Annotated in this window: 13 protein-coding genes; 8 read left to right on the top strand and 5 right to left on the bottom strand. The window is 70.6% G+C overall.

What is annotated here, in order from left to right:
• Window positions 1-121: 121 nt before the first annotated feature.
• Entirely contained in the window at window positions 122-958 is an 837-nt protein-coding gene (locus FHR97_RS03315; RefSeq protein WP_183382310.1) for an alpha/beta hydrolase, read from the bottom strand.
• Between the two features lie 157 nt (window positions 959-1115).
• Here FHR97_RS03315 and rarD point away from each other — a divergent pair, with 157 nt between their 5' ends.
• The 5 genes from rarD (at window position 1116) to FHR97_RS03290 (ending at window position 6310) form a co-directional block, all read left to right on the top strand.
• Entirely contained in the window at window positions 1116-2021 is a 906-nt protein-coding gene (rarD, locus tag FHR97_RS03310) for an EamA family transporter RarD (RefSeq protein ID WP_183382309.1), read from the top strand.
• 97 nt (window positions 2022-2118) lie between these two features.
• Window positions 2119-3267 (top strand): NAD(P)/FAD-dependent oxidoreductase, encoded by a 1149-nt coding sequence (locus FHR97_RS03305; RefSeq protein ID WP_183382308.1) that lies wholly within the window; start codon window positions 2119-2121, stop codon window positions 3265-3267.
• 94 nt (window positions 3268-3361) lie between these two features.
• Window positions 3362-5074, top strand: coding sequence for a SulP family inorganic anion transporter (locus FHR97_RS03300; RefSeq protein WP_183382307.1), 1713 nt, complete (start codon window positions 3362-3364; stop codon window positions 5072-5074).
• A gap of 224 nt (window positions 5075-5298) precedes the next feature.
• On the top strand, window positions 5299-5985 hold the full coding sequence (csiR, locus tag FHR97_RS03295) for a DNA-binding transcriptional regulator CsiR (protein WP_183382306.1): 687 nt from the start codon (window positions 5299-5301) through the stop codon (window positions 5983-5985).
• Window positions 5986-6091: 106 nt separating this feature from the next.
• Window positions 6092-6310, top strand: a complete 219-nt coding sequence (locus tag FHR97_RS03290; protein ID WP_183382305.1) for a ribbon-helix-helix protein, CopG family — start codon at window positions 6092-6094, stop codon at window positions 6308-6310.
• A 140-nt stretch (window positions 6311-6450) separates the two neighbouring features.
• Here the strand turns inward: FHR97_RS03290 and FHR97_RS03285 are convergent, their stop codons facing one another.
• The 3 genes from FHR97_RS03285 to FHR97_RS03275 are packed head-to-tail and all read right to left on the bottom strand — an operon-like array spanning window position 6451 to window position 8854.
• Window positions 6451-7386: a 5-oxoprolinase subunit C family protein gene (locus tag FHR97_RS03285; protein WP_183382304.1), complete on the bottom strand. Its 936-nt coding sequence runs from the start codon at window positions 7384-7386 to the stop codon at window positions 6451-6453.
• On the bottom strand, window positions 7383-8102 hold the full coding sequence (gene pxpB, locus FHR97_RS03280; RefSeq protein ID WP_183382303.1) for a 5-oxoprolinase subunit PxpB: 720 nt from the start codon (window positions 8100-8102) through the stop codon (window positions 7383-7385). Before pxpB ends, FHR97_RS03285 begins: the two co-directional genes overlap by 4 nt.
• On the bottom strand, window positions 8099-8854 hold the full coding sequence (locus tag FHR97_RS03275) for a 5-oxoprolinase subunit PxpA (RefSeq protein ID WP_183382302.1): 756 nt from the start codon (window positions 8852-8854) through the stop codon (window positions 8099-8101). The genes pxpB and FHR97_RS03275 overlap by 4 nt, the downstream gene beginning before the upstream one ends.
• A gap of 216 nt (window positions 8855-9070) precedes the next feature.
• Here FHR97_RS03275 and FHR97_RS03270 point away from each other — a divergent pair, with 216 nt between their 5' ends.
• From FHR97_RS03270 to FHR97_RS03260, 3 genes are all read left to right on the top strand, one after another.
• Entirely contained in the window at window positions 9071-10072 is a 1002-nt protein-coding gene (locus FHR97_RS03270; RefSeq protein ID WP_183382301.1) for a TRAP transporter substrate-binding protein, read from the top strand.
• 94 nt (window positions 10073-10166) lie between these two features.
• On the top strand, window positions 10167-10718 hold the full coding sequence (locus FHR97_RS03265) for a TRAP transporter small permease (RefSeq protein WP_183382300.1): 552 nt from the start codon (window positions 10167-10169) through the stop codon (window positions 10716-10718).
• Between the two features lie 10 nt (window positions 10719-10728).
• On the top strand, window positions 10729-12027 hold the full coding sequence (locus FHR97_RS03260) for a TRAP transporter large permease (protein WP_183382299.1): 1299 nt from the start codon (window positions 10729-10731) through the stop codon (window positions 12025-12027).
• 9 nt (window positions 12028-12036) lie between these two features.
• On the opposite strand, the gene FHR97_RS03255 is transcribed toward FHR97_RS03260, so the two are convergent.
• Window positions 12037-13896, bottom strand: a complete 1860-nt coding sequence (locus tag FHR97_RS03255; RefSeq protein ID WP_183382298.1) for a protein kinase domain-containing protein — start codon at window positions 13894-13896, stop codon at window positions 12037-12039.
• Window positions 13897-13960 lie beyond the last annotated feature (64 nt).

Genomic DNA, 13960 nt, shown 5'->3' with positions numbered 1-13960 from the left:
GGTTCACAGCGCCCCCTCGCAGACCTGTCGACGGATCAGCCCCGAGAGATACCGCCATCTACGATAGCCCTGGGCGGGAGGCGATCGCCGTGACACGCCACTCGCCGGGTTCGTCGGGGGATCAGGGACGCCGCGTCTCGAGGTGCTCGTCCAGAAACGCGGCGATGCCGGTGGCATACTCCGGCTGGCTGTCGAGGAAAACGGTGTTGTGGCCGCCGCGGATGACCAGCAGTTCCTTGGGCTCGCTGGCGGCCTCGAAGACGGCCTCGCCCTCGCTGAAGGGGATGATCTCGTCATCCCGGCTGTGGATCACCAGCAGCGGGGCCGAGCGCCGGGTCACGTACCGCTCGACATCGTAATCGAAACGCGACAGCCAGCGAACCGGCAGGAAGGGGTAGAGCCGCTGGCCGAGCTTGGGCACCGAGCGAAACGTCGACTCCAGGATCAGCGCCGCCGGACCCTCGTCCGCAGGCAGCGCCGCGGCCAGTTCCGCGGCCACGCCCGCCCCGAGGGAACGGCCGAAGAGCACGATCTCCTCGGCGGCGAGGCCGCGGCGCTCGACCAGCCACTGCCAGGCCGCCCGCGCATCACGCGCGGTCCCTGCCTCCGAAGGGCGCCCTTCGCTCTCCCCGTAACCGCGGTAGTCGACGATCAGCACCGAGAGCCCCAGCCGGTGGAACTGGCGGATCGACGCCAGGCGATGGGAGATGTTGCCGGCATTGCCGTGGAAGAAGAGCAGCGTGGCGCGCGCCGGCTCGGCCGGCACCCACCACGCCGCCAGGGTGAGGCCGTCGCTGGTACGAAGCCTCACCGCTTCCCAGTCGAGGCCGATGTCGGTCGGCGTGCCCATGACCTCGCGCCCCACATGGGGCAGGTAGAGCAGGCGTGCCTGGCAGCCCCAGAGCAGCAGCAGCACCAGGCAATATATGGCCAGCAGGCCAGCGGCTACCCTCAGCATCACGCCTCCCTTCTGCTCGCCGGTCGCGAGGTCAAACGCCACGGGGCGACATCGACCGGCCACTATTCCAATGTAGAATGCCCCGTCCCCTCCATGACCGCTTCCGCACACCGCGGCCGGTGTATGCTAGCCTGGGTTTTTTGTTAGGACGTTAAGCATGATCCCGACCGCCACCGACGCCGAGGCCGCCAAGGGGGTGGGCTTCGGCCTCGCCGCCTACCTGATGTGGGGCTGCTTCCCGCTGTTCTTCGCCCTCTTCGAGGGCGTGCCGTCCTACGAGATCCTCATCCATCGGGTCCTCTGGTCCTGCCTCTTCCTGGCGGGGTTGATCGTGCTGCTGCGCCGCTGGTCACCGGTCCGCCAGGCCCTTAGGCAGCCGCGGCGACTCGGCCGGGTGCTCGGCTGCGCGGTGCTGATCGCCCTCAACTGGGGCCTGTACATCTATGCGGTGGAGAGCCGTCAGGTGCTCCAGGCCAGCCTCGGCTACTTCCTCACGCCCCTGGTCAACGTGGCCCTGGGGATGCTCGTGCTGCGCGAGCGCATGGCGCGCCTGCAGGCCCTGGCGGTGGTGCTGGCCGCTGTGGCCATCGCCCTGCAACTGGCGATGCTCGGCGAACTGCCCTGGATCAGCCTGACCCTGGCCCTGTCCTTCGGCACCTATGGGCTGCTGCGCAAGCAGGTCCCCCTGGATGGCCTGTCGGGGCTGTTCGTCGAGACCCTGCTGCTGCTGCCCTTCGGGCTGCTGGCACTGGCCTGGCTCGGTCAAATCGGCCAATCCCACTTCCTCGCCGACGGCCGCACCACCGCCCTGCTGGTGACCAGCGGGGTGCTCACCGCCCTGCCGCTGCTGGCCTTCGCGGGGGCGGCGCGGCGCCTGCGGCTGGCGACCCTGGGGTTCCTGATGTACCTGAACCCGAGCCTGCAGTTCTTCATCGCCCTGCTGGTGTTCCGCGAGCCGCTGACCTCGGTCCAGCTGGCGACCTTCGGCCTGATCTGGATCGGCCTGGCCCTGTACTCCTGGTCGGCCTGGCAGGGTCGCCCTCGACAGGCCGCCAGGGCCTGAGCGTCGGGTTCCGGAAGCGCCGCCGCCATGGCGGGCCAGGAAGGCGCCGAGCCCGAGGGGACTCGCCTGGCCGGGACCACTCCGCTACCATCGCCCGATGACTCACCATGTCCCGCCCGTCGACCGGGCACCGGTACTGCTGGTCGGCGCCGGTCATGCCCACCTCCACCTGATCCAGCAGCGCCGGCGTCTACCGGCCGCGGACGTCATGCTGGTCGATCCCGGCGGCTTCTGGTATTCGGGCATGGCAACCGGCGTCCTGGGCGGCCAGTACTCCCCGGGGGAAGACCGCCTGGACCCCGCCCACCTCGCCAGGCGCCATGGGGTCCGGCCACTGCGCGGCCGGCTGAGCGGGCTCGACGCCCGGCGCCGCGAGGCGCTGCTCGCCGACGGCCGCCGCCTGCCCTTCTCGGTGCTGTCGCTCAATCTCGGCTCGCGCACGCCCTGCCCCTCCCCCCATCCCCGGGGACCCGCCGTCTGGGCGGTGAAGCCGATTCCGTGCCTGCTGGCCCTGCGTCATCGCCTGGCCCGCGAGTTCACCGCGGGCCATCGGCCACGCATCGTGGTGGTCGGCGGCGGCGCCAGCGGGGTGGAGGTGGCCTGCAATCTGTGGGCCCTGGCACGGCATCACGGCACCCGGGTCGATATCCAGCTGGTGACCCGCGGCCAGCGCCTGCTGGAAGGCGCCCCCGCACGGGCCGCGGCCTGGCTCGCGCGCCTGCTCGAGCGCCGCGGGATCCGGGTGTCCACGGGCCTCGAGGTGCGGGGCCAGGCCGCCGACGGCCTGATGGTCGCCTCCCTCGACCAGCCCTGGGGCGAGGACAGCTTCCGCCACCTCGAGGCCGACCACGTGGTGCATGCCGCCGGGCTGGCCCCGCCCGAGGTGATCGACGGCCTGGGACTGCCGACCCTGGCCGGTCGCGGCCTGGCCGTCACCGACACCCTGCAGAGCCCTCAGGCCCCCTGGGCCTTCGCCGCCGGCGACTGTGCGGCGATGCTCCACCAGCGCCTGCCCCACCTGGGGGTCTACGGGGTGCGCCAGGCCCCGGTGCTGCTGGCCAATATCGCCGCCCACCTGACGGGCGGCTCCCTGCGGCCCTATCGCCCCCAGCCCCGCGCCCTGGCGATCCTCAACCTCGGCCACGGTCAGGCGCTGGCCATCCGCGGCCGGCGCTGGTGGGGCGGCCGGCTCGCCATGGCCTGGAAGGGCTGGCTGGATGCCCGCTTCCTGGCCGGCTACCGCTGAGCCAGCGGCGTGGCCGGGCAGCGCGACCAGGGCTGATGGTCGGCACGACATCGTTTAGTCTGGCATCGACCCCACCCGATAGCGATAGGCCCGGATGCTCAAACGCTACCTGCCGATTCTGACCTGGCTGCCCCACTACAACCGCCGCCTGTGCGGCGCCGACCTGCTGGCCGGCACCATCGTCACCATCATGGTGATTCCCCAGTCCCTGGCCTACGCCATCCTCGCCGGCCTGCCGGCGGTGGTCGGGCTCTATGCCAGCATCCTGCCGCTGCTCGCCTACACCCTGCTCGGCACCAGCCGCACCCTGGCGGTGGGGCCGGTGGCCATCATCGCCCTGATGACCGGTGCGGCGCTGGCCGGCGTGGCCCCCCCCGGCTCGCCGGAGTACCTGCAGGCCGCCCTGGTGCTGTCGCTGCTCTCCGGGGCGATGCTGGCGATCATGGGCCTGCTGCGCATGGGCTTCTTCGCCAACTTCCTGAGCCACCCGGTGATCGGCGGTTTCCTGTCGGCCTCGGGCCTGCTCATCGCCACCAGCCAGCTGTCCCACCTGCTCGGCGTCGACGCCGGTGGCTACGACGCCCTGACCCTGGCGACCCGCCTGGTGCAACAGCTCGCCGAGGTGCATGGCCCGACCCTGGCCATGGGGGGCGGCACCCTGGCCTTCCTGGTCGCCGCGCGACGCTTCGGGCGCCCGGCCCTGACGCGCCTGGGCCTGCCGGCGGGCCTCGCCGGCCTGATCACCCGGGCCGGCCCGGTCTTCGCGGTCGTCGCCACCGCCCTGATCAGCTGGCGGCTGGGGCTCGCCGAGCGGGGCGTGGCGGTGGTCGGCAGCGTGCCGGCCGGCCTCCCGCCGCTGACCCTGCCCCCCTTCGAGGCAGCGCTGTGGCGGGAGCTGCTGGTGCCGGCACTGCTGATCAGCGTGGTGGGCTTCGTCGAGTCGATCTCCATGGCCCAGATGCTCGCCGCCAAGCGGCGCGAGCGCATCTCGCCCAACCAGGAGCTGATCGGCCTGGGCGGCGCCAACCTCGCCGCGGCCTTCTCCTCCGGCATGCCGGTCACCGGGGGGCTCTCGCGCACCGTCATCAACTACGAGTCCGGGGCGCGCACGCCCATGGCCGGCCTCTTCGCGGCCATCGGCATCGGCCTGGTCACGCTGGCCCTGACGCCGCTGCTCTACCACCTGCCGGTGGCGACCCTGGCCGCCACCATCACCGTGGCCGTCCTGACCCTGGTGGACATCCCGCTGATCCGCCAGACCTGGCACTATTCGCGCAGCGACTTCTCGGCCATGGCGGTGACCATGGTGCTGACGCTGGTGGAAGGGGTCGAGGCCGGCATCATCAGCGGCGTGCTGCTGTCGATCATGCTCTTCCTGTATCGCACCAGCCGGCCCCATAGCGCCCTGGTGGGGCGGATCCCCGGCACCGAGCACTTCCGCAGCGTGGTGCGCCACGACACCGAGACGGTCAGCCACCTGGCCCTGCTGCGCATCGACGAGAGCCTCTACTTCGCCAATGCCCGCTACCTGGAAGACACCCTCTACGCCCTGGTGGCGAGCCGCCCCGAACTGGAGCACGTCGTGCTGATCTGTTCCGCGGTGAATCTGATCGATGCCTCGGCCCTGGAGAGCCTGGACGCCATCAATGCCCGGCTGAAGGACTCCCGGGTCACCCTGCACCTGGCCGAGGTGAAGGGCCCGGTGATGGACCAGCTCAAGAAGAGCCGCTTCCTCGATGCGCTCGCCGGACGGGTCTTCCTCAGCACCTATTCAGCGTGGACCGAACTGCACCGCCCGACGTCGTGAGCACGATACCGGGCCCGGGGAGCGTCTCCCTCATGCCCTCGGGCAGCCGCTCGCCGGCGGCATCCCCCGGGCGAAGACGCGGCAGGGCCTTCGCCCTGCCGGCCATGTCCCGGACAATGTCCATCATCTTCCGAGATGCCGTGTATCCTCAGGAAGTGGCGACGATTATCGGGCCTGGCGATGATCGGGTATCATGGGCGTCTACTTCAGGGAACGGCAGTACCATGGACAGCACCCCGAAACAGAACCTCGGCATCAGCGCCTACACCTGGCTCAAGCACGACATCATCCGCGGCGTCTTCCCGCCGGGCGAGAAGCTGCTGATGAGCCGGCTGAAGGAGCGCTACGACCTGGGCGTCGGGCCGCTGCGCGAGGCGCTCTCCCAGCTGGTCGCCGAACGGCTGGTGGTGGCCATCAGCCAGCGGGGCTACCGGGTCGCGCCCATGTCCCGGGAGGAGCTCGCCGATCTCTACGACGCCCGGGCACAACTCGAGGGACTGGTGCTGGAACTGGCCATCGAGCGCGGCGACGACAGCTGGGAGGCGGATATCCTGGCCAAGGCCCATACGCTGGCCAAGGTCATGGAGGTGAGGAGCCCGGACGACATGCTCGATGTCTGGGATGCCCGCCACAAGGCGTTCCATACCGCCATCGCCGCCGGCTGCAACTCGCCGCACCTGATGCAGCTGCGCGAGAGCCTGTTCGACCAGGTCGAGCGCTACCGCCATCTCTGGCTGCAGGCCACCGTGTTCTCCGAGGCGGCCCTCGAACGCAAGCGCCAGGAGCACGCCGCCCTGGTCGAGGTCACCCTGGCCCGCGACGCCAGCCGGGCGCGGCCGATGATGCGGGAACACCTGATGACCCCGGTGCCGATCATCCTCGACATCATGCAGCAGCGAGGACTGGCGTAGCCGCTGTATCGCCGCGTCTCGCGCGAGCACGCCAACGTCGCTCGGCGTCATGGGGCTGTCATGGCGAGGTGCGAGACTCAGGATATTCCCCAGAGGAGAGACCGCCATGCCCATGCCCCACCTGCTGCGCCTGACCCGCGACCAGGAAATCCGCCTCGAGCGCCTCGCCGAGGGCTGCGGGCTGTCCAAAGGCGAGCTGATCGAGCGCCTGGTGGCCGAGGGGCTCACCGCGCTCGAGACCGAGCTGATGATCGAGGGCGCCGGCCTGCGCCGCGCCGAGCGCAGCATCGACCAGCTGCTCCGCGAGAGCGGCCTGGGCGCCTGACCTACCCCGCGTCGCGCGAGTGCCGTAGGCCGGATAAGCCGAAGGCGCATCCGGCGTGGCGGAGACGCTGCCGGTCCGGTCTGTCGGGTGCGCTCGCAGGCTCGCTTACCCGACCTACGGGGCCGAGCGTCACACCCGCTTCAGCCGAAGCGGGCGCGAAAGCGGCGATGCTCGGCCAGCGCCCGCTCGGCGGCGACGGCCGCCAGCCGGACCTCCTGGCCCGGCTGGCATTGCGCCAGCCGGGCGCAGGCCAGCGGCGTCAGCGCCCCCAGCCGCGGGTAGCCGCCGATGGTCTGACGATCATTGAGCAGGGCGATGGGCTGGCCATCGGGGGGCACCTGGACCGCGCCCAGCCCGAGCCCCTCGGAGATCAGCGTCTCTACCCGGCAATGCAGCCGGGGACCGGTCAAACGCACCCCCATGCGATCGGCCCGGTCGTCGACCCGCCAGGCGGTGTTGAAGGCGCGGTAGAGGCTTGCCCCGTCGAACTCGCCGATCTGGGCCCCCGGCAGCAAGGCCAGGCGCGGCACCGCGGCGTAGTCGGGCCGGACCTCGGCCGGCGCCTCCTCGCCGCGGACGCCCGGCGCCGCGGCGCCGACCGCCAGACGATCGCCCGCCGCCAGCGGCCGCCCGTGGCCGTCGTGGCCGCCCAGCCCCTCGCGAACCACACAGGCCGTGCTGCCGAGCACCGGGTCGGCACGAAAGCCGCCGGCCACCGCCAGGTAGGCCCGCAGGCCGGCGACCGGCTGGCGGAAGGCCACCACCTGCCCCGCCCGCACCCGCAGCCCACGCCACAGCGGCAGCGGCGCCTCGTCCAGGGTCGCCCCCAGATCGCCCCCGCAGACCGCCAGCGTCAGGTCGCGCTCCGCCTCGAGCGCCAGGCCGCCGACGGTGACCTCCAGCGCCGTCGTGCCCCAGCCGTTGTCCACCAGGCGATTGGCCCAGGCCCAGCCATGCAGGTCCGCGGGGCCGCCCTGAGTCACGCCCAGCCGTCGCACGCCGAAGCGTCCGGCATCCTGCAGCAGCGCCAGCGGACCTGCCCGGCGCACGCGCCATCCCGGCACCGTAGCCGTCATCGCCTGTCCTCCATGGCCGTATCATCGCCGCCCAGGCGGGTGAACGCCTCCCGCGTCACGGGCACGAAGCGCACCCGGTCGCCCACCTGCAACAGGCTGAAGCCCTCGCGGTCCCGGTCGAAGAGCACCGCGGCGGTGCGCCCGATCAGGTTCCAGCCGCCTGGGGAGACCAGCGGATAGGCCGCCGTCTGGCGCCCGGCGATCCCCACGCTGCCGGCGGGCACGCGCTTGCGGGGCGTCTCGAGCCTGGGGCACGCCAGGCGCTCCTCCACACGGCCCATGAAGGCGAAGCCCGGGGCGAAGCCCAGCGCGAAGACCCGGTAGGTGACAGCACTGTGGCACTCGACGACCTGCTCCACGCTCAGCCCGCTGCGCTCGGCGAGTCGGGCGAGTTCCGGCCCCACCGAGGGGTCGTACCAGGTGGGCAGCTCCCGCAGCGGCGCCCCCTCGGCCGCCTCGTCGGGACGCAGGGACGCCACCACGTCCGCCAGCCGCCGGCGCGCCTCGCCGGGCGAGAGCGACAGCGGGTCGAAGACCACCAGCAGGGTGGTATAGGACGGCACCAGGTCGACGAGCGCCTCGCCGAAAGCCGCCTCGCAGTCCCGCACCAGGGCGGTGAGCCAAGGCATGTTGGCCTCGTCGATCTCGGCGAACAGGCGCACCAACCAGCCGTCGAGGCCGGCGGACTCGAGCCGTGGCAATCGCCTGGCCGTCATCCGGCCCTCCCCGCATCGCGCAAGGCCGCGCGGATGGCCTTGATGGCGGCGATCGACTCGGCGTTGTCACCATGCACGCAGAGGGTGTCGGCCGCCAGCACCAGCTCGCTGCCGTCGCTGGCGATCAGCGGCTCCCCCCGGGCGATGCGCCGGGCCTGGTCGACGATGACCTCGGTGTCGTGATGCACGGCGCCCGGCTCGCGCCGCGAGACCAGCCGCCCCTCGCCATCGTAGGCGCGGTCCGCGAAGGCCTCGAACCACAGGGTCACGCCCTGCTCGTCGGCCAGCGTCCGCGCGGCGGAGGGATCCCGCGTGGCCATGACCATCAGCGGCAGGTCGGCGTCATAGGCCACCAGCGCCCGCATCACGGCGGCGAGGATCTCGGGGTCGCGCATCATGTCGTTGTAGAGCGCCCCGTGGGGCTTGATATAGCCAATGGAGACGCCCTCCGCCCGGCACAGGCCCGCCAGGGCCCCGACCTGGTAGAGCACCAGGTTCTCGATCTCCTCGGGACTGCAGGCCAGCGAGCGACGCCCGAACCCCACCATGTCCGGATAGGCCGGGTGGGCGCCCACCGTCACGCGATGCTGGCGTGCCAGGCGCACGGTCTTGCGAATCACGTCGGGGTCGGAGGCATGAAAGCCGCAGGCCACGTTGGCCAGGTCGACGTGGGGCATGACCTCATGGTCCAGCCCCATCACCCAGGGCCCGAAGCTTTCGCCCATGTCGGCATTGAGGAGCAGGGTCTTCATCGCCACCTCTCATTCAGTTTCATTTTGTCGATAAATTATCAGCGTTTTCCATGCATGACATCACGGTGTTAACCCCAACGACGTTGATGCCCCATCCCAGGGCTGCCTGACCTTCCCGCCGATCCCCCCTATGCTCAAGCCAACGCGACACCGTCCGCGCCACCGCCGCCGGGCGGACCGCCACCACTATAGACCGACCCACGAGAGGAACCGCTCATGACCGTCCGCAACGCCCTGCCCCACCTGGCCGCGGCCGTGGCCCTCGGTGTCAGCCTAGCCACCCTGGGCACCGGCGCCCAGGCGGCCACCGAATGGGACATGCCCACCCCCTACGGCGACCGCACCTTTCACACCGTCAACATCCGCGAGTTCGCCGACGACGTCCGCGAGGCCACCGATGGCGAGCTGGACATCACGGTGCATTCCAACGGCTCGCTGATCGGCCATGCCGAGATCAAGAACTCGGTGCGCCGCGGCATCGTGCCCATCGGCGAGCTGATCATGTCCCGGCTGGCCAACGAGAACCCCATCTTCGAGGTGGACTCGGTCCCCTACCTGGCGGCCAGCTACGCGGATGCCCGCACCCTGTGGGACGCCTCCCGGGAGATCATCGCCGAGGAACTCGCCGAGCAGCAGCTGCGCCTGCTGTTCGCCGTGCCCTGGCCGCCCCAGGGCATCTACACCAACCAGCCCGTCGATGCGCCGGAGGACCTGCAGAACCTCAGCATGCGCGCCTACAACGCCGCCAGCGAGCGGCTGGCCCAGCTGGCCGGCGCCGTGCCGACCCAGGTCGAGGTGCCGGACATCCCCACCGCCTTCAGCACCGGTCGCGTGGACGCCATGATCACCTCGCCGGCCACCGGCGCCGACACCAAGGCGTGGGACTACCTGAGCCACTTCAACCATGCCCAGCTGTGGCTGCCCAAGAACATGGTCATCGTCAGCGAGCGGGCCTTCTCGCGGCTCGACGAGGCGACCCGACAGGCGGTGCTGGAGGCCGCCACCGCCGCCGAGGAGCGCGGCTGGGAGATGAGCCGTCAGGAGACCGACGAGGCCCTGGCGGTGCTCGAGGAGAACGGCATCACGGTGACCACGCCGACGCCGGAGCTCGCCGCCAGACTGGAGGAGATCGGCGCCACCATGACCGACGAGTGGGTCGAGCGCGCCGGCGAGCAGGGCGCCGCCATCCTCGAGGCCTACCGGGCCGCCAAGCAGTGACCGGACGCGACCGGCGGGCAGTGCCGCCGGTCGCCGACGCTCCTTGCCATCACCATCCCGCCGGGCCTCGTCCCGGCAGCTTCGGGTACCCCACATGTCCTATCGACTCAGGCCCCTCTACAACCTCGGCGGCTATCTCTCCGCCACCTGCCTGGTGCTGATCTGCACCCTGATCACCGCCCAGATCGTCGGTCGCCTCATCGACCTGCTGACCACCGCCACCGGCGTGGGCCGCATCGGCCTGGCCATTCCTGGGCTCGCCGAGATCTCCGGCTTCCTGCTGGTGGGCGCGACCTTCCTGGGCCTGGCCTACACCTTCATCCACGGGGCGCACATCCGCGTGACCCTGGTGATCGGCCGGCTGCCGGCCAGATACCGGGTCTTCGTCGAGGTGGCCTGCCTGAGCCTGGCCCTGGTCCTGTGCCTCTACCTGGCCTTCTACCTCTACCGCCTGCTAGCCGACAGCATCGCCTTCGGCGAGACCTCCTACGGCCTGCTCAGCATCCCCCTGTGGCTGCCGCAGTCGGCCATGCTGGCCGGCATCGTGCTGTTCTGCCTGGCGCTGGGCGAGGCCTGGTGGCAGACCCTTGTCACCGCGCTGCGCCGGCCCGGGGACTTCACCATCGACGACCACGGCCAGGAGTGACGAGACCGCCATGCTGATACTGACCACCACGCTCTTCGTCACCCTGCTGGTGCTGCTCGGCAGCGGCGTCTGGGTGGCCTTCTCGCTGCTGGGCCTGGGCTGGGTCGCGCTGAGTCAGTTCACCACCATTCCCACCGGGGACGTCATGGCCTCCGACATCTGGGGCGCCAGCTACAGCTGGGAGCTCACCGCCCTGCCGATGTTCATCTGGATGGGCGAGATCCTGTTCCGCTCGCGGCTGGCCGACGACATGTTCACCGGCCTCTCGCCCTGGATGCAGCGCATTCCCGGCCGCCTGCTGCATACCAACGTGGTCGGCTGCGGGCTGTTCGCCGCCGTCTCCGGCTCCTCGGCCGCCACCTGCGCCACCATGGGCCGGATGACCATTCCCGAGCTGACCCGCCGTGGCTACGACGAGCAGCTGGTGATCGGCACCCTGGCCGGCTCGGCGACTCTGGGCCTGCTGATTCCGCCCTCGATCATCCTGATCGTCTACGGCGTGGCCACCGACCAGTCCATCGCCCGACTGTTCATCGCCGGCATCTTCCCCGGCCTGCTGCTGATCGGCCTGTTCGCCGGCTACCTGATGCTCTGGGCCTGGCGCTATCCCGACAAGGTGCCCGCCGCCGATGCCCGGGTCGGCTGGGGGGAGCGCCTGCGCCGCTCGCGGCGACTGATTCCCTTGCTGGGCCTGATCATCGGCGTGATCGGCTCGATCTATGCCGGTCTGGCCTCGCCCACCGAGGCCGCCGCGGTGGGCGTGGTGCTCTCGCTGCTGCTCGCCCGGGTCCAGGGCAGCATGGACCGGCTGGTGTTCCGCGATGCGCTGCTCGGTGCCGTGCGCACCTCCTGCATGATCGCCTTCATCCTCGCCGGCGCCTCCTTCCTGACCGCCGCCATGGGCTTCACCGGGCTGCCCAGTGACCTGGCCGCCTGGATCGGCACCCTCGGGCTGTCGCCGGTGATGCTGCTGGCGGCCCTCACGCTGCTGTTCATCCTGCTGGGCTGCTTCCTGGACGGCATCTCGGTGGTGGTGCTGACCACCTCCATCCTGCTGCCCATGGTCGAGGCGGCGGGCATCGACCTGATCTGGTTCGGCATCTACCTGGTGATCGTGGTCGAGATGTCGCAGATCACCCCGCCGATCGGCTTCAACCTCTTCGTGCTCCAGGGCATGACCGGCCGCAACATCCTGACCATCGCCTGGGCGGCCCTGCCGTTCTTCTTCCTGATGATGCTCGGCGTGGTGCTGATCGGCCTCTTCCCGGAGATCGTCACCTACCTGCCCACCGCCATGGGGAACCGCTGATGACGCGGCTCAGCCCTGCCGCCCCGCCTCGGCCTCGCGCCGGGCGACGGCCAAGGCGGAGCGAGGGTCGCGGGGGTAGAAGCGTTCCGGCTGGCGGGCCACGTGGGCGAAGAAGCGGGTGTCCTTGTAGGGCATCTTCATGAAGCCCGAGACCCCGAGTCCCTCGATCTGCCCCACGGCGCCGAGGATGTCGTCCAGCCGCCGGCGGAACTCGTCCTCCCGGGACGGGTCGAGCAACCGGTATTGGCTGTGGATCTTGAGGTGCTCGGGCAGCGCCTCGAAGATGATCATGCCGGTGTGGTGGATCTCGTTGAGGGCCTCGAGAGAGATGATGATCGTCTCCGGCAGCACCAGGAACTCCTCCGGGTCGGGCCCGTCCTCGAAGTAGCTGTGCAGCCGCGAGCGATCCTCCAGCTCGGGCACGGCGCTGACCTCGTAGGCCAGGCGCAGGTCCGGCGAGACCACGAAGGGCCGGTCGGGCCCCTCTCGCTCCAGGTGCAGGGTGTCCCGGGCATTGAACAGGCAGCTCTTGAAGATGCCGCGTCGATGGATGGCCCGGGCCAGGGTCACCATGTTGTTGACCGCGGCGATGAAGGCCGGCCTGAGCGCCGGGTCGTGGAGGTTCAGGGAAGTGTCGATGTAGACGCCATCGACCTCCCAGCGCACCGCCAGCCCGCCCACCACCGGGTACTTGCCGAGCCGGCTCACCGCGGCCAGGAAGGCCTTCTCGGTCTCGCCCATGCCCTGCATGAAGTTCTTGTAGTAGCGATCCAGCTGGACGTCGTTGACGTCGTTCAGGGTCTCGCGCACGCCCTCCTCGCGCAGGAAGGATTTCCGCGAGCTGTAGACCACGGTATCGATCTCGCGGTCCGGCGGCCGGCTCCAGACCGGCACCAGCGGCGCCTCCGGGGGCGCCGGCAGGTCGAGCATCACCAGCCGGCCCAGGCGCGGCATCTCGCGGATGAAATGATCCCCGGCCTTGAGGCGCACCCGGGGGTCGGGGTCGAGCATGCCATCGAGCATGCGGGCGAACTCCATGGGCAGGCCGAGCGAGGTCGCCGGCATGGCGCGGTGGCCGAAGCGGCACGACTGGGCCGAGGCCAGGGCATAGAGGGTCCCGGCGGCCCCCTGCTCGTCGAAGCGCGGCGAGGACAACGCGCCGTTGAGCTGTTCCTCGCCGATGAAGTAGACATCGCCGAGGCGGGCATTGGTCTGCTGCAGGTTGTCCGACATCAGCTCCATGACGTTGGCGGCCACGAACTGCTGGTTGGCGTCGAGCTGGGCGAAGACCGAGGAGCCCCAGTCGATCAGGGCGATGGTCTCGTGGCGGTCATCGTAGACCAGGTTGGAGGGCTTGATATCGCCGTGGACGATCGGCTTGCCGGAGGGGCCGGACTCGCGTCGCAGGGCGCGCAGGATATCGGCGAGCTGCTCGGCGATGCGCACGACCAGCCGCGGCGACAGCCGCCCCTCGCGCAGCGAGACCTCCTCGAGGTTGACCCCGGGCGCGCGCTGCATCACCAGGATCGACTGGTTGCGCACCCGCTGGAAGACGATCAGCCGCGGCACCCGGCGGTGGGCGACCTGCTCCAGCATGAAGGCCTCCTCCTCGAGGCGGTCCTGCAGGTGCTGGGGCAGGTTGACCCGGGTGAACTTGAAGACGTACTCCTCGCCCGTGGCGGTGAGGCCGGCGAAGACGAAGCCGTAGGCCCCCTTGCCGATCAGCTCGATGTTGCGATAGCCCAGCTGCTCGAGCTGGGCCCGGCACAGCGCCACCCATTCCTTGAGCTTGCGGGCGTCGTGGTGACTGAGCAGGTAGACCGACTGGTCTTCCGGGATATAGAACTGCTGCAGCGGGGCCTGGGTCATGGGCGTCCCCGGATGGTGAGTGGGAGGCCGGCCGCCGGAGGCGCCATCGTCCCCGGCGGCCGGC

Source organism: Halomonas stenophila, from assembly GCF_014192275.1.
GTDB classification, from domain to species: Bacteria; Pseudomonadota; Gammaproteobacteria; order Pseudomonadales; family Halomonadaceae; genus Halomonas; species Halomonas stenophila.
The sequence above is the reverse complement of the archived record's forward strand: the minus strand, read 5'-3'. Positions and strand labels throughout refer to the sequence as shown.

What these genes read in the sequence shown, in the direction of transcription:
- csiR (WP_183382306.1), top strand. Translation starts at nt 5,299, where the DNA reads ATGGACAGCACCCCGAAACAGAACCTCGGCATCAGCGCCTACACCTGG.
- FHR97_RS03290 (WP_183382305.1), top strand. Translation starts at nt 6,092, where the DNA reads ATGCCCATGCCCCACCTGCTGCGCCTGACCCGCGACCAGGAAATCCGC.
- FHR97_RS03285 (WP_183382304.1), bottom strand. Translation starts at nt 7,386, where the DNA reads ATGACGGCTACGGTGCCGGGATGGCGCGTGCGCCGGGCAGGTCCGCTG.
- FHR97_RS03305 (WP_183382308.1), top strand. Translation starts at nt 2,119, where the DNA reads ATGACTCACCATGTCCCGCCCGTCGACCGGGCACCGGTACTGCTGGTC.
- FHR97_RS03255 (WP_183382298.1), bottom strand. Translation starts at nt 13,896, where the DNA reads ATGACCCAGGCCCCGCTGCAGCAGTTCTATATCCCGGAAGACCAGTCG.
- FHR97_RS03270 (WP_183382301.1), top strand. Translation starts at nt 9,071, where the DNA reads ATGACCGTCCGCAACGCCCTGCCCCACCTGGCCGCGGCCGTGGCCCTC.
- FHR97_RS03275 (WP_183382302.1), bottom strand. Translation starts at nt 8,854, where the DNA reads ATGAAGACCCTGCTCCTCAATGCCGACATGGGCGAAAGCTTCGGGCCC.
- pxpB (WP_183382303.1), bottom strand. Translation starts at nt 8,102, where the DNA reads ATGACGGCCAGGCGATTGCCACGGCTCGAGTCCGCCGGCCTCGACGGC.
- rarD (WP_183382309.1), top strand. Translation starts at nt 1,116, where the DNA reads ATGATCCCGACCGCCACCGACGCCGAGGCCGCCAAGGGGGTGGGCTTC.
- FHR97_RS03260 (WP_183382299.1), top strand. Translation starts at nt 10,729, where the DNA reads ATGCTGATACTGACCACCACGCTCTTCGTCACCCTGCTGGTGCTGCTC.
- FHR97_RS03265 (WP_183382300.1), top strand. Translation starts at nt 10,167, where the DNA reads ATGTCCTATCGACTCAGGCCCCTCTACAACCTCGGCGGCTATCTCTCC.
- FHR97_RS03300 (WP_183382307.1), top strand. Translation starts at nt 3,362, where the DNA reads ATGCTCAAACGCTACCTGCCGATTCTGACCTGGCTGCCCCACTACAAC.
- FHR97_RS03315 (WP_183382310.1), bottom strand. Translation starts at nt 958, where the DNA reads ATGCTGAGGGTAGCCGCTGGCCTGCTGGCCATATATTGCCTGGTGCTG.